18 protein-coding genes are annotated in these 20,573 nt (G+C 60.7%); 15 read left to right on the top strand and 3 right to left on the bottom strand.

Translation table 11 applies throughout. The features are described from left to right. Positions 1–128 precede the first annotated feature (128 nt). From argE to FHT73_RS09710, 6 genes are all read left to right on the top strand, one after another. Positions 129–1,253, top strand: coding sequence for an acetylornithine deacetylase (gene argE, locus FHT73_RS09735; protein WP_183711254.1), 1,125 nt, complete (start codon positions 129–131; stop codon positions 1,251–1,253). 27 nt (positions 1,254–1,280) lie between these two features. After that, positions 1,281–2,204 carry a glyoxylate/hydroxypyruvate reductase A gene (locus FHT73_RS09730; RefSeq protein ID WP_183711253.1) on the top strand — a complete coding sequence of 308 codons (924 nt, stop codon included), beginning with the start codon at positions 1,281–1,283 and terminating at the stop codon, positions 2,202–2,204. A gap of 22 nt (positions 2,205–2,226) precedes the next feature. Beyond that, positions 2,227–2,583 carry a cupin domain-containing protein gene (locus FHT73_RS09725; protein WP_112608429.1) on the top strand — a complete coding sequence of 119 codons (357 nt, stop codon included), beginning with the start codon at positions 2,227–2,229 and terminating at the stop codon, positions 2,581–2,583. 170 nt (positions 2,584–2,753) lie between these two features. Beyond that, positions 2,754–4,217 (top strand): aldehyde dehydrogenase family protein, encoded by a 1,464-nt coding sequence (locus FHT73_RS09720; protein WP_183711251.1) that lies wholly within the window; start codon positions 2,754–2,756, stop codon positions 4,215–4,217. Positions 4,218–4,228: 11 nt separating this feature from the next. Further along, positions 4,229–5,269 carry a tartrate dehydrogenase gene (locus FHT73_RS09715; RefSeq protein WP_183711249.1) on the top strand — a complete coding sequence of 347 codons (1,041 nt, stop codon included), beginning with the start codon at positions 4,229–4,231 and terminating at the stop codon, positions 5,267–5,269. Between the two features lie 21 nt (positions 5,270–5,290). Further along, positions 5,291–6,748 carry an NAD-dependent succinate-semialdehyde dehydrogenase gene (locus tag FHT73_RS09710; RefSeq protein ID WP_183711247.1) on the top strand — a complete coding sequence of 486 codons (1,458 nt, stop codon included), beginning with the start codon at positions 5,291–5,293 and terminating at the stop codon, positions 6,746–6,748. Positions 6,749–6,837: 89 nt separating this feature from the next. Here FHT73_RS09710 and FHT73_RS09705 read toward each other — a convergent pair whose 3' ends face one another. Next, a complete protein-coding gene (locus tag FHT73_RS09705; protein WP_183711245.1) occupies positions 6,838–8,112 on the bottom strand; it encodes an FAD-binding oxidoreductase in 1,275 nt (424 codons plus the stop codon). Between the two features lie 14 nt (positions 8,113–8,126). Next, positions 8,127–8,795, bottom strand: coding sequence for a haloacid dehalogenase type II (locus FHT73_RS09700; RefSeq protein WP_112609119.1), 669 nt, complete (start codon positions 8,793–8,795; stop codon positions 8,127–8,129). Between the two features lie 324 nt (positions 8,796–9,119). Here FHT73_RS09700 and FHT73_RS09695 point away from each other — a divergent pair, with 324 nt between their 5' ends. The 7 genes from FHT73_RS09695 to FHT73_RS09665 all read left to right on the top strand — a co-directional run bounded on the left by FHT73_RS09695 (position 9,120) and on the right by FHT73_RS09665 (position 17,521). Continuing rightward, positions 9,120–9,959, top strand: a complete 840-nt coding sequence (locus FHT73_RS09695) for a GNAT family N-acetyltransferase (RefSeq protein WP_183711243.1) — start codon at positions 9,120–9,122, stop codon at positions 9,957–9,959. Between the two features lie 13 nt (positions 9,960–9,972). Continuing rightward, complete coding sequence (locus tag FHT73_RS09690) at positions 9,973–11,349, top strand: aspartate aminotransferase family protein (RefSeq protein ID WP_183711241.1); 1,377 nt, start codon at positions 9,973–9,975, stop codon at positions 11,347–11,349. A 230-nt stretch (positions 11,350–11,579) separates the two neighbouring features. Continuing rightward, positions 11,580–12,296: an HAD-IA family hydrolase gene (locus tag FHT73_RS09685; RefSeq protein WP_183711239.1), complete on the top strand. Its 717-nt coding sequence runs from the start codon at positions 11,580–11,582 to the stop codon at positions 12,294–12,296. 64 nt (positions 12,297–12,360) lie between these two features. Beyond that, positions 12,361–13,971, top strand: coding sequence for an ABC transporter substrate-binding protein (locus tag FHT73_RS09680; protein WP_112336036.1), 1,611 nt, complete (start codon positions 12,361–12,363; stop codon positions 13,969–13,971). A 93-nt stretch (positions 13,972–14,064) separates the two neighbouring features. Further along, the gene (locus FHT73_RS09675; protein ID WP_183711237.1) at positions 14,065–15,015 is read left to right on the top strand and encodes an ABC transporter permease; all 951 of its coding nucleotides are present in this window, start codon (positions 14,065–14,067) and stop codon (positions 15,013–15,015) included. Beyond that, the gene (locus FHT73_RS09670; protein WP_183711235.1) at positions 15,012–15,863 is read left to right on the top strand and encodes an ABC transporter permease; all 852 of its coding nucleotides are present in this window, start codon (positions 15,012–15,014) and stop codon (positions 15,861–15,863) included. The genes FHT73_RS09675 and FHT73_RS09670 overlap by 4 nt, the downstream gene beginning before the upstream one ends. A gap of 2 nt (positions 15,864–15,865) precedes the next feature. Further along, positions 15,866–17,521, top strand: a complete 1,656-nt coding sequence (locus FHT73_RS09665) for an ABC transporter ATP-binding protein (protein ID WP_183711233.1) — start codon at positions 15,866–15,868, stop codon at positions 17,519–17,521. 30 nt (positions 17,522–17,551) lie between these two features. On the opposite strand, the gene FHT73_RS09660 is transcribed toward FHT73_RS09665, so the two are convergent. Next, the gene (locus tag FHT73_RS09660) at positions 17,552–18,028 is read right to left on the bottom strand and encodes an Lrp/AsnC family transcriptional regulator (protein ID WP_015343674.1); all 477 of its coding nucleotides are present in this window, start codon (positions 18,026–18,028) and stop codon (positions 17,552–17,554) included. Positions 18,029–18,253: 225 nt separating this feature from the next. Between FHT73_RS09660 and FHT73_RS09655 the strand changes: the two genes are divergently transcribed. Then, positions 18,254–19,579, top strand: coding sequence for an FAD-binding oxidoreductase (locus FHT73_RS09655; protein ID WP_183711231.1), 1,326 nt, complete (start codon positions 18,254–18,256; stop codon positions 19,577–19,579). Positions 19,580–19,638: 59 nt separating this feature from the next. Continuing rightward, positions 19,639–20,547: a LysR family transcriptional regulator gene (locus FHT73_RS09650; RefSeq protein WP_183711229.1), complete on the top strand. Its 909-nt coding sequence runs from the start codon at positions 19,639–19,641 to the stop codon at positions 20,545–20,547. The last annotated feature ends 26 nt before the right edge of the window (positions 20,548–20,573 follow it).

Raw genomic sequence — 20,573 nt, 5'->3', positions numbered from 1 at the left:
CGGCGGCGCAAGAATTCACCGTATGATCCATACTTTCGGCAGGTATTCTACTGATTGAGGCTTAACCTTCCTTTGATCAAGACGTCGCTTGCACAGACGAGGACGGCAATCGGAGATTGGCAACACCAATGCAGGCATCGGACATTCTGGCAAAACTGGTCGGCTTCGATTCCGTCGTTGGAACGCCCAATGCCGAGATCGTCGAGTGGATCTCCGCCTACCTGAAGTCCTTCGGCGCCACGGTTGATATCCTTGCTGGCCCCGAGGGAGACCGGTCGAACCTTTTTGCCACGATCGGTCCCCGTGATATAGGCGGTTATGTCCTCTCCGGTCACATGGATGTCGTGCCGGCCAACGAAACGGGATGGACCAGCAACCCCTTCGCGCTGCGGGCCGATGGAGATAGACTCTATGGCCGCGGCACCAGCGATATGAAGGGCTTTCTGGCTGCGTCTCTGGCGGCCGTACCAATGCTCGCCGCAAGCCCTCTGATGCGGCCGATCCATCTAGCCTTCTCCTATGACGAGGAAGCAGGCTGCCGCGGCGTACCGCATCTCATTGCGCGCCTGCCGGAGCTTTGCGAGACGCCGCTCGGCATCATTGTCGGAGAACCCAGCAACATGCGGGCCATCCTCGCACATAAAGGGAAATCAGCCGCGCGCATCATCTTGAAAGGACGCTCCGGTCATTCGTCGCGGCCCGATCTCGGTCTCAACGCAATCCATGCCGCCGCCGAGGTTTTGCAGGCCGCCGTTTCGACCGCGCATTCTCTGGCCCAGGGGCCATTCGAAGCGGAGTTCGAGCCGCCTTATTCATCGATCTCTGTCGGCACCATTCACGGCGGGCAGGCCCTCAATATCATTCCAGATCTCTGCACGCTCGAAGTCGAAGCGCGGGCAATTTCCGGTGCGGACCCGGCGGCACTGCTCCTACCGGTGCACGAGGCCGCTGCAGCACTTGAGCGTCGGGGCTTTCAGGTGCAATGGGAGGAGCTGAGTTCTTACCCCGCCCTCTCCCTTCCGCGGACAGTGCATCTTGCCGGTCTCCTGGCCGAGCTGACTGGCATCGAACCGCTGGCAGCCGTCAGCTTTGGCACTGAAGCCGGGCTCTACCAGCGTGCCGGCCTTGAGGCGATCATTTGCGGTCCGGGCGATATCGCTCGCGCACACAAGCCGAACGAATTCATCCTCACGCACGAACTCGACGCCTGCCAGGCCATGATCGAGGCTCTCGGCCGTCGTTGCCTGGCGTGATGCCGTAAGACCGAAGGATAGAAGCCCATGACGTTCCTCTTCAATTCGGATGCCCGCCGCGGCCATATCTTTCAGCAAGCCTTCGCCCGCGAGCTGCCGGATCTCTCCTTCTCCATGGATCCGACGTCCGTCGACCCGGATGCCGTACGCTATCTGATCACCTGGACGGTTCCGGACGACTTGCCGCGCTACCGCAATCTCGAAGTTCTGTTTTCAATCGGTGCCGGCATCGATCAGTTCGATACGACAAATGTCCCCGATCACGTAAAAGTCGTGCGTATGGTCGAAGACGGCATTACGCGCATGATGCAGGAATATGTGACGCTTGGCGTCCTCGCACTCCACCGCAATCTGCCCTCCTATCTCAGCCAGCAGCACCGTCAGGTCTGGAGTGCCTTGCCGCAGGTTCAGGCTCACGAGCGTCGCATCGGCGTGCTGGGGCTCGGGAACCTTGGTCAGGCTGTGCTCGAAAGACTGAAGCCGTTCGGCTTTGTGCTTTCCGGCTGGAGCCGCAATCAACGCGAACTGGAGGGCGTTACCTGTTTTGTCGGCGAAGCTGGACTCCACGCTATGCTTTCCACGACCGATATCGTGATCTGCCTCCTGCCGCTGACCGACGAAACTCGCGGTTTTCTCAACGTCGATCTCTTCGAAAAACTGCCGCAGGGTGCAAGCCTTGTGCATGTCGGCCGCGGACCGCAGCTTGTGTCAGAAGATCTCCTGGCAGCGCTCGACAGTGGCCGGCTTGCCGGCGCCGTGATCGATGTCACCGATCCCGAACCGCTGCCGACCGGACATCCGTTCTGGAACCACGACCGCATCCTGCTGACGCCGCATATTGCGAGCGTCACCCAGCCCCATAGTGCCGCGCGCGCCGTCATCGACAATATCAAGAGGATCCGGGCGGGCTTGGACCCGTTCGGCCTCGTCGACCGCCGCCGCGGCTACTGATCGCCAACCCGAAAGGAACTCTATGTCCCTCCTCAAGACGATTGACCCCAACCCTTCCTTCGCAGCGCGCGAAAACGTCGTCGCTCCGGAGCGACTGATCTCGGGCGATCCGAAGCTTAAGACCTGGGCACAGGACGTTGCGCGCAACGAGACTGTGCACACCGGCGTATGGGAAGCCACACCCGGTGTCAGCCGTTCGATCAAGGGCGAAACCTTCGAATTCTGCCATATTCTCTCCGGCGTCGTCGAATTGACACCGGAAGGCGGCGAGTCCGTCGTCTATAAGGCGGGCGACAGCTTCGTCATGAAACCGGGCTTCGTCGGAATCTGGAAGACGATCGAAACGGTCCGGAAAATCTACGTGACCGTCACCCCTTGAGCTTTGCTACCTCGGCGCGGCCTCTGAGCCCGCGCCGCATCTGGCCTGACCAAAGAATACACTGCGGGACCTTCTCAAAACGGCTTTTTCCGCCGCGACAGCCGACGCGATCGGATCAAGCTACTTCGCCGATCCTATAGCATCTCTGTAAATTGACCGGAGGTATCATTATGGACCTGAGCTTCGATCCCGATAGTCTTTCGCTCCCCGTCGGGCATTTCATCGGCGAGCATTTCATTGCCGCGAACGGTGTCATTCCGATGCACCGCCCCTCGGATGGCAAGGCCTATGCCGAATGCCCTGTCGCGGATGCCTCCATTGTCGACCAGGCCGTTCAGACGGCCAAGGCCGCGCTGAAGCAAAGCAATTGGGGCGGGGTCCGTCCACGCGAGCGCCTGAATATCCTGCACCGTTGGGCCAACCTCATCGAGGAGGAAGCCGAAACGCTGGCAAGGCTAGAGGCCGTCGCTTCGACGCGCCCCGTCGGCCAGCTTGTCGAGGGCGATATCGCGATCTCGGCAGAGCAGATCCGCTTCTTCGCCGAATTTGCCGACAAGGAAGGCAGCGACCTCGTGCCGACCGACGACGGCAATATCGGCATGATCATGACCGAGCCCTACGGGGTGGTGGGTGCCATCACGCCCTGGAACTTTCCGATCAACATGGCCGCCTGGAAACTTGGCCCGGCGCTGGCTGCCGGAAATGCCGTCATCCTGAAGCCATCCGAAATGACGCCGTTTTCATCCATCTATCTGGCAGAGCTCGCCGTGCGTGCCGGCCTTCCCGCCGGCCTAATCAACGTGGTACTGGGTGACGGCGCGACGACCGGCCACGCTATCACCGGCCATCCCGACATCGCCAAGATCAGCTTTACCGGCTCGGGCCGGGCTGGATCGGCGATCATGGAAAACATCGCCCGTACGGGAATAAAGCCAATGACGCTGGAGCTCGGCGGCAAGAGCCCGCAGATCGTCTTTGCCGACGCGGACCTAGACAAGGCGGCCGCGGCCGTTACGGCCAGTATCGTCGGCAATGCCGGTCAGGCCTGCGTCGCCGGATCGAGGCTCATCGTCGAGAAAAAGATAGCGGCCGAACTGATCGACGCCATCCGAAATCGGATGAAGGGCGTTGCTCCCGGTCCCACCTGGGATGCCGCAAGCCGCTACTCCCCCATCATATCGGAGAAGCAGAGACAGCGTATCGATGCGATCGTCTCCGCCACCGTCGCGGCCGGCGGAGAATGTCTTGCCGGCGGCGCAATCATGGACGCACCGGGCTATTTCTACGCCCCGACACTGATGGCCGGAGTCGATCAGACTTCTCCAGCCATCATCGAGGAGATCTTCGGTCCGGTGCTGACGTTCCAGACATTCGAGGACGAAGAGGAAGCCCTGCAGCTTGCCGACCATCCAAGCTACGGGCTCGCGGCAGGCCTCTTCACCCGCGACCTCTCCCGCGCCATCCGGCTGACCCGCCGTCTCCAAGCCGGTACCATCTGGGTCAACCGCTATAGCCGCTCACTTGACCACATCCTGCCGACCGGCGGCTATAAGCAGTCCGGTATCGGCAAGGATCTAGGCCGCGAGGCATTCCAGGCCAATCGCAAGAGCAAGAGCGTTTTGATTAGTCTTTAAGGACAGTGAACATGAAAACCTACAAGATCGCATTGATCCCGGGTGATGGCATCGGTCGCGACATGACCGCCGCCGCCTGGTCGGTTCTGCAAAAGGCAGCTGGCAACCGCGGCTTTATACTTGACGGCACCGAATTTCCCTGGTCCTGCGCCTTCTACAAGGAAACCGGCACCATGATGCCCGCCGACGGCATCGCAACGCTACGCGGTTTCGATGCCATCCTGCTCGGAGCCGTCGGCTGGCCGGCCGAAGTGCCGGATGCGGTATCCCTGCACGGGCTGCTGCTGCCGATCCGCAAGAACTTCGTACAATATGCCAATATTCGCCCACACCGCCTGCTGCCGGGTGTCCAGGGACCGCTCAAGGCATCGGCCTTCGACATTCTCTGCATCCGCGAAAACACCGAGGGCGAATATTCCGGTGCAGGCGGCCGCATCCATCAAGGCACTCTCGACGAAGTCGCGGTCGAAACGTCGATCTTCACCCGCAAGGGCGTCGAGCGCATCCTGCGTTTCGCCTTCGAGCAAGCAAGGACCCGCCGCGGCAAGCTCGCCTCGGTGACGAAATCCAACGCCCAGAAGCATTCGATGGTCTTCTGGGACGACATTACCCGGCAGCTCGCGCAGGATTATCCCGATGTCGAGGTCACGAGTTATCACATCGATGCCATGGCGGCCCGCATGGTGATGGCGCCGGAAACCCTCGACGTGGTCGTCGCATCCAACCTCTTCGGCGACATCCTCACGGATCTCGGCGCAGCAATCCAGGGCGGCCTCGGTTTCGCGGCATCGGCCAATATCAACCCCGAGCGGAACGCTCCCTCGATGTTCGAACCCGTGCACGGGTCTGCGCCCGATATTGCCCATCTCGGCATCGCCAACCCGATCGCCACGGTGTGGTCCGGCGCCATGATGCTCGAACATCTGGGCGAGCAGGCCGCGGCAAATGCCGTCATGGCGGCGATCGAGGCGACAACCGCAAGCGGCATCGGCACGATTCCGGGCAAAGACCCGACCGACGCGATCACCGCGGCACTGCTCGCCGCAATCTGACGTCTCATCAAGGATCCGAACATGCAAAATCTGAAAATGCCATCCCTGTTCCGTGAGCAGGCGCTGATCGGCGGCGACTGGCTTCCCGCCCGTTCGGGCAAGACCGTGGCCATCGTCGATCCGGCAACGCAGGCCGTCATCGGAACGGTGCCGGACATGGGCGGCGACGAGACCCGGGCGGCAATCGAGGCCGCCGAGGCGGCTTATGGCTCCTGGAAGAAGCGGACCCATGCCGAGCGTGCGGCGCGGCTGGAAGCCTGGCACGATCTGATGCTCGAGCATATCGATGATCTCGCGCTGATCCTAACGATCGAGCAGGGCAAGCCGCTTGATGAAGCCCGTGGCGAAATCCGCTACGGCGCCTCCTTCGTCAAATGGTTCGCCGAAGAAGCCCGCCGCATCGGCGGCCTGACCATTCCCTCGCCGACCCCCGACCGCCGCATTCTTGTGCTGAAGGAGCCGGTCGGCGTTTGCGGCATCATCACGCCCTGGAATTTTCCGAATGCGATGATCACGCGCAAGCTTGCGCCGGCGCTCGCGGCCGGCTGCACCGTCGTGGTGAAGCCTTCCGAATTCACCCCCTACTCGGCCCTGGCGCTCGGCGTGCTCGCAGAAATGGCCGGCATTCCGACCGGCGTCATCAATATCGTCACCGGCATGCCGTCCGAGATCGGCGCAGAGATCCTTGCCAATCCGACCGTGCGCAAGATTTCCTTCACCGGCTCCACCCCGATCGGCTCGCTACTGATGCGCGGGGCAGCCAACAGCATCAAGCGGCTTTCGCTCGAGCTCGGCGGCAACGCCCCCTTCATCGTCTTCGATGACGCGGATCTCGACCTTGCCGTAGAGGGAGCGATCGTCTCCAAGTTCCGCAACGGCGGCCAGACTTGCGTCTGCGCCAATCGCATTCTGGTCCAGGCCGGCGTCTATGATGCTTTCGCCAAGAAGCTCGCCGCTCGCGTCGATGCCATGAAGGTCGGCCCGGGCACCGAAGCCGGCGTTGCGATCGGTCCGATGATCAACGAAGCGGCGATCGCCAAGATCAATCGTCATGTCGAAGACGCGCTCTCGAAGGGCGCGACAATCGTGACGGCCAAGCGGGACTTGCCGTCCGGCCCGCAATACACCGCGCCGATCGTCCTGACCGGGGCCACCACCGCCATGCAGCTCGCCGCCGAGGAGACCTTCGGCCCGGTCGCACCGCTCTTCCGCTTCGAGACGGAAGAAGAGGCGATCACTATTGCCAATGGTACGCCCTACGGGCTTGCGGCCTATTTCTATACCGAGAGCCTGAAGCGCGCGTGGCGGGTGGGCGAGGCGCTCGAATTCGGCATGGTTGGCCTTAATACCGGCCTGATTTCCACGGAGGTCGCACCGTTTGGCGGCGTCAAGCAATCCGGCCTCGGACGCGAAGGCTCGCAGCTCGGAATCGAAGAATATCTGGAAACAAAGGCCTTCCATATCGGTGGTCTTAACTGAGTTGTCGCGTCTCAGACTGGAAAAGGGGCCGCAAGCGCGACCCCTCTTTTTATGCTGCTGATTTCGCCAAAACCCACCGCCGGCTGATATCACTGAAATCTGTCGAGCGTTTTGTAATACAGGCCGACCAAGGGCAGGAACCACGGCTTGCCGAAATGGCCGGGAACGGCCGGCCAATCGAGCCCCTTGAGCGGGTTGCGGTCAGGCCTTCCGAGGATCGCATCCGCAATGGTCATGCCGAGATGCGTGGAAAGTTGCGCGCCGTGACCTGAATAGCCCATGGCGTACCAGATGCCGTCATGATAGCCGGCACGCGGATAGCGATCCTTGGTGATATCGACGAGACCGCCCCAGCAATAATCGATCTCGACCTCGGCGAGCTGGGGAAATATCCGGGCAAGGCTTTCGCGAAGGATCTCGCCGCTCCGGGCGTCGGAACGCTGGTCCGAGGTCGCCGAAAAGCGGGCGCGCCCTCCGAAGATCAGCCTGTTATCCGGTGACAGGCGCCAGTAGTTGCCGATGTTCATCGTGTTCACGCAGGTGCGATTGCCGGGCATTGCCGAGGCAACTTCCGCATCCGTCAAGGGCCGTGTCGCGACGATGAAACTGCCGACCGCCATGATGCGGCGACGGAAATAGCTGAAATTGGCTGTCGTGTAGGCGCCGGTCGCGATCATGACCTGGTCTGCCGTAACTGTGCCCTTGCTTGTCTTGAGGACGTGCCTACCGCCCGCCTGGCTGCGCTCGGTCACGGCAGCGCCTTCCACGATGACGGCACCGCGTCGCCTGGCCGCCTCGGCCAATCCGGCGACGTAGCGGCCCATATGCATCATGGCGCTCTTCTTCGACAGCATCGCGCCATGAAACGGCGAGCCGATCTCATCCTTGAGATCGGTGGCGGAAAGCAGCGCGGTGTCGGGATCGACCTCGGCATGCACCGCCTCGAAATTCCTGGCCAGACCTTCGAAATGCTGTGGCTTGGAGGCAAGCTTCAGCTTGCCCGCGCGGCGGAAATTGCAGTCGATCCCCTCTTCGGCGATAATCGCTTCGAGCGTGTCGATCGAAGCGTCCAGCGCGTGATAGAGGGCGATCGCCCGCTCCTTGCCCAATTCCGCCTTTGCCGCAATGTAACTATGCGCCAGGCCATTGTTCAGATGGCCGCCATTGCGCCCGGACGCACCAAAGCCGACGGTCTCAGCCTCCAGAACAAGGACCTTCGCCCCCGCCATGGCAAGCTGCCGGGCGGCGCCAAGCCCGGTGAAGCCGCCGCCCACGACGACGACGTCATAATGCCCTTCGACGGGGCCGGCAGCGGCACCCGCAAAGCGTGGCGCCGTATCATGCCAATAAGAGGAATATTTCATCTGGCTGCCCTTTCTCAGAGCCCCACAACACCGGGCAGACCGGAAATATCGGCGATTTCGACATAGCCATAATAAGGATTGGCCGGCTCGTGACCACGGTTGACCCAGACCTTGTTCTTGATGCCGAGATCATGGGCCGACATGAGGTCGTAGCGGAAGGAGGACGAGCAGTGCAGAATGTCTTCCGGGCCGCAGCCGAGCATGTCGAACATGTATTCGAAGGCCTGGAAGCGCGGCTTATAGGCATTGGCCTGCTCGGCCGTATAGACGGCATGGAAGGGCGCGCCGAGCTTTGCGACATTCGACATGATCTGGCTATTCATCGCATTCGACAGGATGACGAGCGGAATTTCCTTGGCGACCTTGGCAAGACCTGCCGGAACGTCAGCATGCGGCCCCCAGGTGGGGACGCGTTCATAAACAATCTTGGCATCTTCCTCCTTGAAGGCAACGCCGTTGCGCTTGCACGTCCGCTCGAGCGAATTGTGCACCACGTCGGTATAGGGCTTCCAGGCGCCCATGATCTCGTCGAGCCGATAAGCAGCGAAATTGTTGATGAACTGCAGCATGGCCGCCTCGTCGAGACGATCGCCATAGAGGTCACGGGCGGCTTCCGCCATCTGGAAATTGATCAGCGTGCCGTGGCAATCGAAGGTGATATATTTCGGGCGGAAGGTGGTCATGCGCTTCGTCCTTACGTGTTGCCCCTCGAGGCGTTTGGTGGAGAACACGATAATAGGATTGCTTTCGGCGCGTGAGCCCACTGATTTTGCGAGGTTCAGAGCAGAAAGTTTCGTATAGCGGCGTTCGTTTGGCATTTGCTTGCAGGGACAGCCGACGAAGACGCCTTTCGCTTACACTTTCGCGACTGCTGTCTGTGGCGTGACGGCATAAGATGCGGCAAGAGCGACCAGCTACGGCGAAAGATACCGTCAAGGACATCGCCTTCAGATAATCTTCCGGCACCGACGCTCCGACACTTGGGCAAAAGAAATATGAGGAGCGCCATGCAGGAGCGACAGATAGAAATCAGGCCTTTCGGTCCCGACCATTTGGACGCTGCGGTCCGGCTGTCGCAAGAGGCCGGCTGGCCTCATCGCCTGGAGGACTGGAAAGTCGCCCTGAACCTCAGCAAAGGTGTCGTTGCAATCGGAGCCGATGGTGAGGTGGTCGGCACCACGCTACTGACGCCTTACGAAACGGACTGCGCTACGATCAACATGGTGATCGTCGCTGCAAGCATGCGCGGACGCGGACTGGGACGCCGCCTCATGGAGGCAGCCTTGGCTCTCGCGGATGACCGTCCCCTGCGGCTCACCGCGACCACCGATGGCCTGCCTCTCTATGAAAAGTTGGGCTTTCGCCAGACCGGCGCCGTCGTTCAACACCAAGGCCTTGTGGCGGCGGTTGCGAAACCGGCAAACACCGAAGCGGCGACCAGGGCCGATATCTCGGCAATTACAGCTCTCGACCGCGAGGCCTTTGGCGCCGACCGTTCCGCCCTGGTTGAACGATTAGCGGATCTGGGTGAATTTGCGATCATCCGCCGCAACGGCAAGGTCGCCGCCTTCGCCTGCCTTCGTCCCTTTGGCCGAGGCGAGGTCGTGGGGCCGGTCGTCGCCCCAGACATAGAAGATGCAAAATCGCTGCTGTCCCACTTCATGAGCCGGAAAACCGGCGCGTTCCTGCGTGTCGACACCGGCGCGGAAACCGATCTCGGACCTTGGCTCGCCAGCCATTCGCTTGTCCATGTCGGCGGCGGCATTACCATGGCGAACCCCGTTATCAAGCGCAGCAATTCCTCGACAGTCACTACTTTCGCCCTCGCCAACCAGGCGCTCGGCTGATCCGGAGAAGACCATGTACAGCAATTCCCTCATCGAGCTCGATCGCGCCCATCTGGTGCATCCGGTCGCCTCCTATCGCGGCCATGAGCAGCAAGGCGTGCGGGTGCTTTCATCCGCCAAGGGAGCAACGATCACCGATGCTCAAGGCCGCCAGTTGATCGATGGCTTCGCAGGGCTTTGGTGCGTCAACGCCGGCTACGGTCACGAAACGATCGTGGAGGCGGCGGCTCGCCAGATGCGCGAGCTTCCCTATGCGACAGCCTATTTCGGCCTCGGCAGTGAATCGGCCATCCGCCTTGCCGCCGAGCTCGCCGAACGTGCCCCCGGCGACCTCAACCACATCTATTTCACGCTGGGCGGTTCGGACGCCATCGACAGTACCGTCCGCTTCATTCGGTACTATTGGTTTGCGCGCGGTGAGGCGCAGCGCGATCAGTTCATCTCGATCGAGCAGGGCTATCACGGCTCTTCGACGGTCGGCGCGGGGCTGACCGCCCTGCCCAACTTTCATGCCGGCTTCGGCGTTCCGCTCGACTGGCAGCACAAGATTCCGTCGCCCTATCCTTATCGCAATCCCGTCGGACAGGATGCGAATGCCATCATCCAAGCGTCTCTCGCGGCACTCAGGGCAAAGGTCGACGCGATTGGAGCAAACCGGGTTGCTGCCTTCTATGCCGAACCGATCCAGGGCTCGGGCGGGGTGATCGTCCCGCCGAAGGGATGGATGAAGGCCATGCGGGACCTCTGCAAGGAACTCGACATTCTCTTCGTCGCAGACGAAGTGATTACCGGCTTCGGCCGGACAGGCCCGCTTTTTGCCTGTTCCGAAGACGAGATCGTTCCCGATTTCATCACCACGGCGAAGGGGCTCACCTCCGGCTACGTTCCGATGGGCGCGGTGTTCATGGCCGATCATGTCTATCAGGTCATTGCCGACGGGGCGGGAGCCTCTGCCGTAGGTCACGGTTACACCTATTCCGCCCATCCCGTAAGCGCGGCCGTCGGGCTGGAAGTCTTGAAACTCTATGAAGGCGGACTGCTCGAAAACGGCATAAAGGCCGGCGCGAGGCTGATGGCCGGCCTCGAGAGCCTGAGAGATCATCCCCTGGTGGGCGATGTCCGCGGCCGCGGCATGCTGGCTGCGATCGAGCTGGTCGTGGACAAGGCCGCAAAAACGCCGCTGCCGGCGGAAGCCCAGCCATCACGCCGGATTTTCGACCGGGCTTGGGAAAACGGTCTCGTGGTCCGCGCCTTCGCCAATGGCGTGCTGGGGTATGCTCCGCCGCTTTGCTGCACGGACGCCGATATCGACGCGATCATCGAACGAACGGAAAAGACGCTTGATCAGACGCTCGAAGATCCCGACGTCCGCCGGGTGCTGAAGGACTGAACCGGCCGAGGGCTAGGATCGATATACCGCGCGCAGGCGTTTTTCAGAATTTTGTGCCGCATCGCTAGTCCGATTCGGCGCAAACGGCGCGGTCGAAGTGCCAAACTTATCCTTAATGAAGGTCCATCCCGGCAAATTCGGGAGCGTCAGAAAACAAGTGGACCTGGGAACAGCATAATCTTCCGCAAGGCGGCCGCCCGGCGCCGCCAGCAAGCAGACTGGGGTAAGATATGACTAAGTCGCTGGCAGAATTCAAATATATGAGCTTCGACGTTGTCGGAACGCTGATCGACTTCGAAGGCGGCCTGAAAACCTGCCTCAACGAAATTGCAGCTGAAGCGAAGGTGACGATCGACGGCGAGGAGGCGCTTGCGCTCTATCGAGCCGCGCGCTACGCCGACGATGCGGATCTGTTTCCCGATGATCTCGTGCGTGTCTATCTCGCCATCGCCCCAAAACTCGGTTTACCGGCCGAAGAGGCCTATGGCCGACGCCTGCGCGATTCCGCCAGACAATGGAAAGCCTTTCCCGACAGTGCCGAAGCCCTGGCGCAACTTGCCCGCAAATATCGGCTGATCGCTATGACGAACGCCCGACGCTGGGCCTTCGAACATTTCTCGGCGGAACTGGGACATCCGTTTTACGCTGCCTTCACTGCGGACGACACCGGCACCGAAAAGCCCGATCCGGCGTTCTTTCATAAGGTCTTCGACTTCGTGGCCGGCGAGAATGCCAGCAAGGACGATATTCTCCACGTAGCGCAGAGCCAGTACCACGATATCGGCGTATCCCGGCAATTGGGAATGACGAACTGCTGGATCCAGCGCCGTCACGCGCAGGCCGGTTACGGCGGCACGATCGAACCGGCCGAATTCACCACGCCGGACTACCACTTCAAATCCATGGCCGAGCTTGCCGAAGCCGTGAGGGCGCTGGAGGCGGCCTGACCAGCCGTCATCATCGTCGCATCCAATAAAAAGCAGACTGCCAACCAGAAAAAAGGGGAATGACATGAACGACAAGATCATGAACTGGACTGCCTCGGATGACGCGATGGTCGAGAACGCCATTCGTCGAGGCGCCACCCGCCGCGAACTTCTCACCATGCTTCTGGCGGGCGGTGTAGCCATGTCGGCGGGCGGCCTGGTGCTCGGCCGGGCATCGAATGCCGTCGCGGCCACCCCGAAATCCGGCGGCAATCTGAAAGCAGCCGGCTGGTCGTCCTCGACCGCCGATACGCTGGATCCCGCCAAGGCATCGCTGTCGACGGACTATGTGCGCTGTTGCTCGCTCTACAATCGCCTGACCTTCATCGATAAGGCCGGTGTGACGCAGATGGAACTCGCCGAAAGCATCGAAAGCAAGGACGCCAAGACCTGGACGGTCAAGCTGCGCAAGGGCGTGACATTCCATGACGGCAAGGAGCTGACGGCCGATGATGTCGTCTTCTCGCTCAAACGCCATCTCGATCCTGGCGTCGGCTCGAAAGTCGCCAAGATCGCCGCGCAGATGACCGGCTTCAAGGCTGTCGACAAGTCTACGGTCGAAATCGCGTTGGCCGACCCGAACGCCGACCTGCCGACCATTCTCGCCCTGCATCACTTCATGATCGTCGCCAACGGCACGACGGACTTCTCGAAGGGCAATGGCACCGGGGCCTTCGTTCTGGAAACCTTCGACCCGGGCAACCGCTCGGTCGTGGTGAAGAACAAGAACTACTGGAAGTCCGGCCAGCCCTACCTTGAGTCGTTTGAGTTCTTTGCGATCAGCGATGACAATGCCCGGGTCAATGCGCTGCTTTCGGGCGACATTCACTACGCCGCTTCGATCAATCCCCGCGCCATGAAGCTGATCGACGGACAGTCAGGCTTTACGCTGTCGAAAACGACGAGCGGCAATTATACCAATCTGAACATGCGCCTCGACATGACGCCGGGCAACAAGAAGGACTTCATCGATGGCATGAAGTCGCTGGTCAATCGCGAGCAAATCGTCAAGTCGGCCCTGCGCGGCCTTGGCGAAGTTGCCAATGACCAGCCCGTTTCCCCCGCCAATATCTATCACAACAACGATCTGAAGCCGAAGGCCTTCGATCCGGACAAGGCGAAGTTCCATTTCCAGAAGGCCGGCGTGCTCGGACAATCCATTCCGGTGATAGCCTCCGACGCTGCAACTTCGTCGATCGACATGGCGATGATCATCCAGGCGGCCGGCGCAAACATCGGCATGAAGCTCGATGTCCAACGCGTTCCTTCCGATGGTTATTGGGATAATTACTGGCTCAAGGCACCGATCCATTTCGGCAACATCAATCCGCGCCCGACGCCGGACATCCTGTTTTCACTTCTCTATGCTTCGAATGCACCGTGGAACGAAAGCCAGTACAAGTCGGAAAAGTTCGACAAGATGCTGATCGAAGCCCGCGGCTTGCTCGATCAGGCCAAACGCAAGCAGATCTACGCCGAAATGCAGGTGATGGTCGCTGAAGAAGCCGGCACCATCATCCCGGCTTACATCTCGAATGTGGATGCGCTTTCGGGCAAGGTGCACGGATTGGAAGCCAACCCGCTCGGTGGCATGATGGGTTATGCAATGGCGGAGTATCTGTGGCTCGATGCCTAACGGCAGCTGAGCCCCCGGACGGCGCAAACCCGTCCGGGAACCTCCGTCTCGCGAACGCCGTTCGTGTCGTAGATCGCCGCAGGAGCATCGCCATTGAGATCCGAGGTCTCCAATCTCATCCTAAACCGGCTCTTTATCACGATCATCACCTTGCTGATCGTGTCATTCGCCGTCTTCTTCGCAACGAGTATGCTGCCGGGAGACACGGCCTCCATTCTGCTCGGCCAGGCAGCTACGCCAGAAGCGGTTGCCGGCTTGCGCAAGGCAATGCATCTCGACGAGCCGGCGATCCTGCGGTTCCTGGAATGGCTTCTGGGCCTGATCAGGGGTGACCTCGGCACGTCCTATGCAAACAATATGCCCGTTGCGGAGCTGATCGGCCGCCGTCTGGTTGCGACGTTGGAGCTTGCCGCCATCACGACGCTCGTCTCGGTCCCGCTTGCGCTCCTGCTTGGCATTACCTCGGCCATGCTTCGAGGCTCCTATTACGATCGGATTGTCACGATCATTTCCATCGGCGTCATATCGGTGCCCGAATTCATGGTCGCAACGCTTGCGGTGCTGCTGTTCGCCGTCTATCTGCGCTGGCTGCCAGCACTGTCCTCCATCAGCCAGGTGCATACGGTCTTCGACCTTTTGAAGATCTACGCCATGCCCGTTATCACGCTCACCTTCGTCATCTCAGCTCAGATGATCCGCATGACCAGGGCGGCCCTGATCGAGACGCTGAAGACGCCCTATGTGGAAATGGCCCTGCTCAAGGGCGCCTCGCGCGGCCGCATGGTTTTCAGGCACGCATTGCCCAATGCGCTGGGGCCGATCGTCAACGCGATCGCGCTATCGCTCTCCTATCTCGTCGGAGGTGTGATCATCGTCGAGACCATCTTCAACTATCCGGGTATTGCCAAATTGATGGTGGACGCCGTCGCGACCCGCGATCTCCCGCTCATCCAGAGCTGCGCGATGATCTTCTGCGTCGGTTATCTCCTGCTGATCACCGTGGCTGATATCGTTGCAATCCTGTCAAATCCGAGGCTGCGATGACCACGAACAGCTTGGCTTCCCGCACCCCTTCCCTTCTTGGCTATAATGTCAGCCTTGTTGGCGTTGTGGCCTTTGCCATAATCCTTGGCTGGACGATCGTCGCATTGTTCGCACCCTACATGCTCCCCTATTCCGTCGGCGATATCGTCGATACGGACTATTTCGGCCCTATAAGCCGGCAATTGTGGCTCGGCTCGGACTATCTCGGCCGTGATATGTTCTCGCGCGTTTTGATGGGCGCTCGCTATACGGTCGGCATTTCATTGGCTGCGGTCGCGCTGTGCTGCTTTTGCGGCGTTACGCTCGGCATGACCGCCGCAGTTGTCGGTGGATGGTTCGACACGATCCTGAGCCGGTTTCTCGATGCTTTGAACTCCATTCCAAGCAAGCTTTTCGGCCTGGTCGTCGTTGCCGCCGTCGGCTCGTCCATTCCGGTGCTGATCATCACGCTTGCCGTCATCTATACGCCCGGCGCCTATCGCTTTGCTCGCGCGCTCGCGGTCAATATCAACACTATGGACTTCATCACGGTTGCCCGCACCCGCGGCGAGCGGGTCGGCTACATTATCGGTTCGGAAATCCTGCCGAACATTATCCGACCGGTTCTGGCGGATTTCGGCCTGCGTTTCGTCTTTGTCGTGCTCCTGCTGTCGGGCCTCTCCTTTCTCGGCCTCGGCCTGCAGCCGCCCTATGCCGACTGGGGAGCCCTGGTCCGCGAAAATATCGGCGGGCTGCCCTTTGCCGCCCCGGCCGTACTCGTGCCCTCCTTTGCCATTGCCAGCCTCACCATCAGCGTCAACCTGCTGATCGACAACCTGCCGCGCAGGATCAGAGACAGGAGCGCATGACGATGACAAGCCTCGTTGAAATCAAGAATCTGAAAGTCGAGGCGACGACCGATTCCGGGCGTACCGTCGAGATCATCAAGGGCGTCAGTTTCAATATCGCCAAGGGCGAGATTGTCGCGCTCATCGGCGAAAGCGGCTCGGGCAAGACGACGATCGCGCTGACGCTCATGGGGCATGCGCGCGAGGGCTGTCGCATCTCCGGCGGGGAGATCCAAGTCGATGGGCAGGACATGGCCGCCCTTTCCGAAAGCGAGCGTTCAAAGGTCCGCGGCACCACGGTTGCCTATATTCCGCAAAGTGCAGCGGCCGCCTTCAACCCCGCTACGAAGATCATGGAGCAAGTGATCGAGGTCACTCGCATTCACCGGCTGATGCCGCCTGAACAGGCTCGCCAGCGCGCGATCGAGCTCTTCCGGGCGCTGTCGCTGCCGAACCCCGAAACAATCGGCGAACGATATCCGCATCAGGTCTCGGGAGGTCAGTTGCAGCGGCTGGCGGCGGCCATGGCTCTGATCGGCGAACCCAAGCTTGTCATTTTTGACGAACCGACGACCGCACTTGATGTGACGACGCAGATCGATGTGCTGAAGGCATTCAAATCCGTCATCCGTGCCGGCGACATCGCCGGCGTCTATGTGTCACACGATCTGGCCGTCGTCGCACAGATTGCCGATCGGATTGCCGTGCTCAAGGGTGGCGAAATTCAGGAAATCGCGCAGACGGAGACGATCCTAAGACGGCCGAGCCATCCCTATACGCGCGAGCTGCTGGCGGCGTTCGAGCCGAAGCAAGCCATCCGCGACGGCAAAACAGGTGGGACGATTGCATCCGTGCTGAGGATCGATAATCTGGTGGCGGGCTATGGCGATATCCAGACTAATGGCCTACCCGCGGTCTGTGCGGTTCAATCCGTAAGCCTGGAGGTGGAAAAGGGGAGGAATCTCGGCATTATCGGTGAATCCGGATGCGGAAAGTCGACGCTGGCGCGCGCAATTGCCGGCATATTGCCGGCCGTATCAGGCACTATCGGCTTCAATGGCAGCGACATGAATCGTGCTGCCAAATTGCGCTCGCGCGATCAATTGCGGGAGATGCAGATCGTCTTTCAATATGCCGACACGGCACTCAATCCGGCAAAATCGATCGCCGATATTCTCGAGCGGCCCCTGGCCTTCTATCATGGGATGGACCGCAGGGCTCGAGCGGCCAGAGTCGACGAGTTGCTTGACATGGTGCGATTGCCGCGCGCGCTTCGCTATCGCTATCCGTCGGAATTGTCAGGCGGACAGAAGCAGCGCGTGAATTTCGCGCGTGCGCTTGCGGCAGAGCCACGGCTGATCATTTGCGATGAGATCACATCCGCGCTCGACACGGTGGTTGCGGCGGCGATTATCGACCTGCTTAAGGAACTGCAGCGGGAGCTGCATCTGTCCTACATCTTCATCAGCCACGATCTGTCGGTTGTCGAAGCGATCTGCGATGAGATCGTCGTGATGTATGGCGGCAAGAAAGTCGAACAGATCACGCGCGAGGCCGCAGATGCACCGCGCCACCCCTATTCCCAGCTGCTGTTCGGGTCCGTTCCCAAGCTCGATCCGACTTGGCTCGACAATCTCGTCCAGGACCCGGAACTCAAGCGCGAGTATGGCCACGGCTAGCCGGACACAGTCCGGAAATGCCACTGGGCGCTACATGGGAAACAGGCTGGTCAAGGGCATATGCGCCTTGACGATCGGCGACTTGAGCACCACGAAGCTGAAATACTTGTCGATGCCGATATCCAGGTCGGTTAGGCGTTCCATGATCGTCTGATATTCTCCGATCCCAGCCGTCACGAACTTCAGCATATAGTCGTAGCCACCCGAAACGAGGTGGCATTCGATGACCTGATCGACCTTTTCGACTGCCGAAAGGAAACGGGCGAAATCGATTTGCCGATGGTTCTTGAGCGTAACTTCCGTAAAGACTGTCAGCGTCTGGCCAAGTTTACCGATATTGATCTGGGCCGAGTATCCCTCGATATAGCCTTCCTGCTGCAGTTTCTTGACCCGCATAAGGCAGGGGCTCGGCGACAGGTTGACCAGTTCCGCCAATTCGACATTGGTGATGCGGCCGTTCTTCTGAAGTTCGTACAGGATCTTGATGTCGATACGGTCGAGCTTCATCGGCAGATCTTTCCCATTTAAGGCGGCATTTTATGCTGCGAATTCTCAAAGATTGAGCATAACACCATGGTCCATCTTGTCTATTTCATTCTGCAGGAATCGAACCGGCACAATCGACCGCTTGGTTCCCCTTGAGCAGAATCTTATGCCGCATGGCGCGGTTGTGCGGCAGCTTCATGTCCGATCATTTGGCTATGCTGTCGGCTCGATAGGAGACCCGCATCCATGCCCGCACCGCTTACCCTTGTCGAAAACTCGCCGGAATTGCCGGCCTCTGCCGATGTCGTCGTCATCGGGGCTGGGATTGTCGGCGTTTTTACCGCCTATTATCTGGCAAAGCGGGGCCTCAAAGTCGTTCTCCTCGAAAAAGGTCGCGTCGGCGCCGAGCAGTCCAGCCGCAACTGGGGCTGGTGCAGGCAGCAGAACCGCGATGCCCGCGAGCTGCCGATGGCGACGAAAAGCCTGGAGCTTTGGGACCGATTCGCCGCGGAGAGCGGAGAGAACACCGGCTTTCGCCGCTGCGGCCTCTTCTATCTGAGCAATAGTGACGAAGAGCTTGCCGGATGGGCCCGTTGGCGCGACTTTGCCGGCGGCATGGGCGTGACCACGCATATGCTGGATAGCGCTCAGGCCAGCGAACGCGGCAAGGCGACCGGCCGCACCTGGAAGGGTGGGGTCTTTTCCCCAACCGATGGCATTGCCGATCCCGCCAACGCCGCCCCGGCTGTCGCTCGCGCCCTGATGAAGCTGGGCGGCTGCCTACGCCAGAATTGCGCGGCGCGCGGCATAGAAACCGAAGGCGGGAAGCTCTCCGCCGTCGTGACCGAGGAAGGCACGATCAAGACCAAGGTTGCCGTCCTGTCGGGCGGCGCCTGGGCTTCGTCCTTCTGCCGTCAGCTTGGCGTTCGCTTTCCGCAGGCGTCGATCCGCTCATCGATCCTTTCCGTCAGCCCCGGCAACGGCGAGCTCCCAGACGCTCTTCATACCGCGTATGTTTCGGTGACGCGCAGAGGCGATGGCGGCCATACGCTCGCGATCAGCGGGCGGGGCCGCGTCGATCCCACGCCGCAGAACATTCGGTTTGGCGCACAGTTTCTGCCGATGTTCGTTCGCCGCTGGCGCGCGCTTTCGCTGGGCGGCGTCGAGGGCTTTCGCAGCGGCCACGAAAGCCTGGTGCGCTGGCGTCTGGACCAGCCGACGCCGATGGAGCGGATGCGTATCCTCGATCCGGCCGTCGATAGAGGCACGATCCAGCTTACCTATGACCGTGCGCGCGAATTGCTTCCTGCCATCGCAAACCGCCGCATCACCGCAAGCTGGGCCGGCTATATCGATTCGACCCCTGACGGCGTGCCCGGCATAGGCGAGATCGCATCCATACCGGGCTTCGTGCTGGCGGCCGGTTTCAGCGGCCACGGCTTCGGCATCGGACCGGGTGCCGGCCACCTGATCGCCGATATCGTCACCGCTGTCACGCCGATGGTCGACCCGAAACCCTATCACCCAGACCGTTTCCTGCAATCCGCATGGGGCAAGGTAGCCGACTTCTGAAATGGGTCACCCATGCTAGACTTCGCCGGCAACCGAACCAGACAATACGGATTTTCCTGATGCAGGCCCGTCAGCTCGAAGTCTTCTGCATGCTGATGCGATCCGGAACTGTGACCGGCGCTGCCGCCATGCTCAACATCACGCAGCCGGCGCTAAGCCAAATCCTGCTGCATGCCGAAGACCAGCTGGGGTTCAAACTCTTCAACCGCGTGCGCGGCAAGCTGGTCCCGACGAGGGAGGCTGAAGAACTATATCCGGAAGCCGAGCGCATCTTTTCCGAGCTCGGAGCGCTTCGGCGCCGAACGACCGATATGCGCTTCGGGCGGACCGGCTTGATCAGGATCGCGGCCACGACACCGCCGGCCATGTCGATCGTACCCAAGGCGCTTCTCGCCTTCAGAACGACCTATCCGGATGTCGTCGTCCGCTCGCTGATCGCACCGCTGATCAATGTCGTGGATATGATCCGCAATGGCGATGCCCCACTCGGCATCGTCATGAACAACATCGCGCGGCCTGACATCGATGTCGAAACGCTCGGATATGCCGAACTCATCTGCATCGTGCCGGAAGGGCACCATCTTGCCGCGCGCGACTACATCACCTTCGCCGATCTTCAGAACGAGACGCTGATCTCCTACCGCGCCGATACCTTCCCCGGCCAGCTGCTTGCCAACGCCGCAGCTTCGGAAAACCAGGCGTTCAATCCCGCGATCGAGATCGATATCTCCATTACCGCCTTGCCCTTCGTCCGCAATGGCTTCGGTGTCGCGATCGTGGATGGTCTGCTGCCGTGGGAACAGTTTCCCGGCCTTGTGCGCCGGCCGCTGTTGCCACGAAAGACAGTTCCGATCGCGCTGCTGACCAGCCGGGACCGTCCCTTGACGGGTAGCCACCTTATGATGCGCGACTATTTGCGCCGGGCCTGTGCCGGCGTGCTGAAGGATGGCGAAGCCGCGCCGGAGTAAATCGCGTCGGCATAGCCAAACGAACT

This window comes from Rhizobium sp. BK098, assembly GCF_014193155.1.
In the GTDB taxonomy this organism is placed as follows: Bacteria; Pseudomonadota; Alphaproteobacteria; order Rhizobiales; family Rhizobiaceae; genus Rhizobium.
This window is presented reverse-complemented; position numbering and strand designations above follow the sequence as displayed.

What these genes read in the sequence shown, in the direction of transcription:
- FHT73_RS09730 (WP_183711253.1), top strand. Translation starts at nt 1,281, where the DNA reads ATGACGTTCCTCTTCAATTCGGATGCCCGCCGCGGCCATATCTTTCAG.
- FHT73_RS09700 (WP_112609119.1), bottom strand. Translation starts at nt 8,795, where the DNA reads ATGACCACCTTCCGCCCGAAATATATCACCTTCGATTGCCACGGCACG.
- FHT73_RS09665 (WP_183711233.1), top strand. Translation starts at nt 15,866, where the DNA reads ATGACAAGCCTCGTTGAAATCAAGAATCTGAAAGTCGAGGCGACGACC.
- FHT73_RS09695 (WP_183711243.1), top strand. Translation starts at nt 9,120, where the DNA reads ATGCAGGAGCGACAGATAGAAATCAGGCCTTTCGGTCCCGACCATTTG.
- FHT73_RS09685 (WP_183711239.1), top strand. Translation starts at nt 11,580, where the DNA reads ATGACTAAGTCGCTGGCAGAATTCAAATATATGAGCTTCGACGTTGTC.
- FHT73_RS09680 (WP_112336036.1), top strand. Translation starts at nt 12,361, where the DNA reads ATGAACGACAAGATCATGAACTGGACTGCCTCGGATGACGCGATGGTC.
- FHT73_RS09715 (WP_183711249.1), top strand. Translation starts at nt 4,229, where the DNA reads ATGAAAACCTACAAGATCGCATTGATCCCGGGTGATGGCATCGGTCGC.
- FHT73_RS09710 (WP_183711247.1), top strand. Translation starts at nt 5,291, where the DNA reads ATGCAAAATCTGAAAATGCCATCCCTGTTCCGTGAGCAGGCGCTGATC.
- FHT73_RS09725 (WP_112608429.1), top strand. Translation starts at nt 2,227, where the DNA reads ATGTCCCTCCTCAAGACGATTGACCCCAACCCTTCCTTCGCAGCGCGC.
- FHT73_RS09660 (WP_015343674.1), bottom strand. Translation starts at nt 18,028, where the DNA reads ATGAAGCTCGACCGTATCGACATCAAGATCCTGTACGAACTTCAGAAG.
- FHT73_RS09655 (WP_183711231.1), top strand. Translation starts at nt 18,254, where the DNA reads ATGCCCGCACCGCTTACCCTTGTCGAAAACTCGCCGGAATTGCCGGCC.
- FHT73_RS09670 (WP_183711235.1), top strand. Translation starts at nt 15,012, where the DNA reads ATGACCACGAACAGCTTGGCTTCCCGCACCCCTTCCCTTCTTGGCTAT.
- FHT73_RS09705 (WP_183711245.1), bottom strand. Translation starts at nt 8,112, where the DNA reads ATGAAATATTCCTCTTATTGGCATGATACGGCGCCACGCTTTGCGGGT.
- FHT73_RS09690 (WP_183711241.1), top strand. Translation starts at nt 9,973, where the DNA reads ATGTACAGCAATTCCCTCATCGAGCTCGATCGCGCCCATCTGGTGCAT.
- argE (WP_183711254.1), top strand. Translation starts at nt 129, where the DNA reads ATGCAGGCATCGGACATTCTGGCAAAACTGGTCGGCTTCGATTCCGTC.
- FHT73_RS09720 (WP_183711251.1), top strand. Translation starts at nt 2,754, where the DNA reads ATGGACCTGAGCTTCGATCCCGATAGTCTTTCGCTCCCCGTCGGGCAT.
- FHT73_RS09650 (WP_183711229.1), top strand. Translation starts at nt 19,639, where the DNA reads ATGCAGGCCCGTCAGCTCGAAGTCTTCTGCATGCTGATGCGATCCGGA.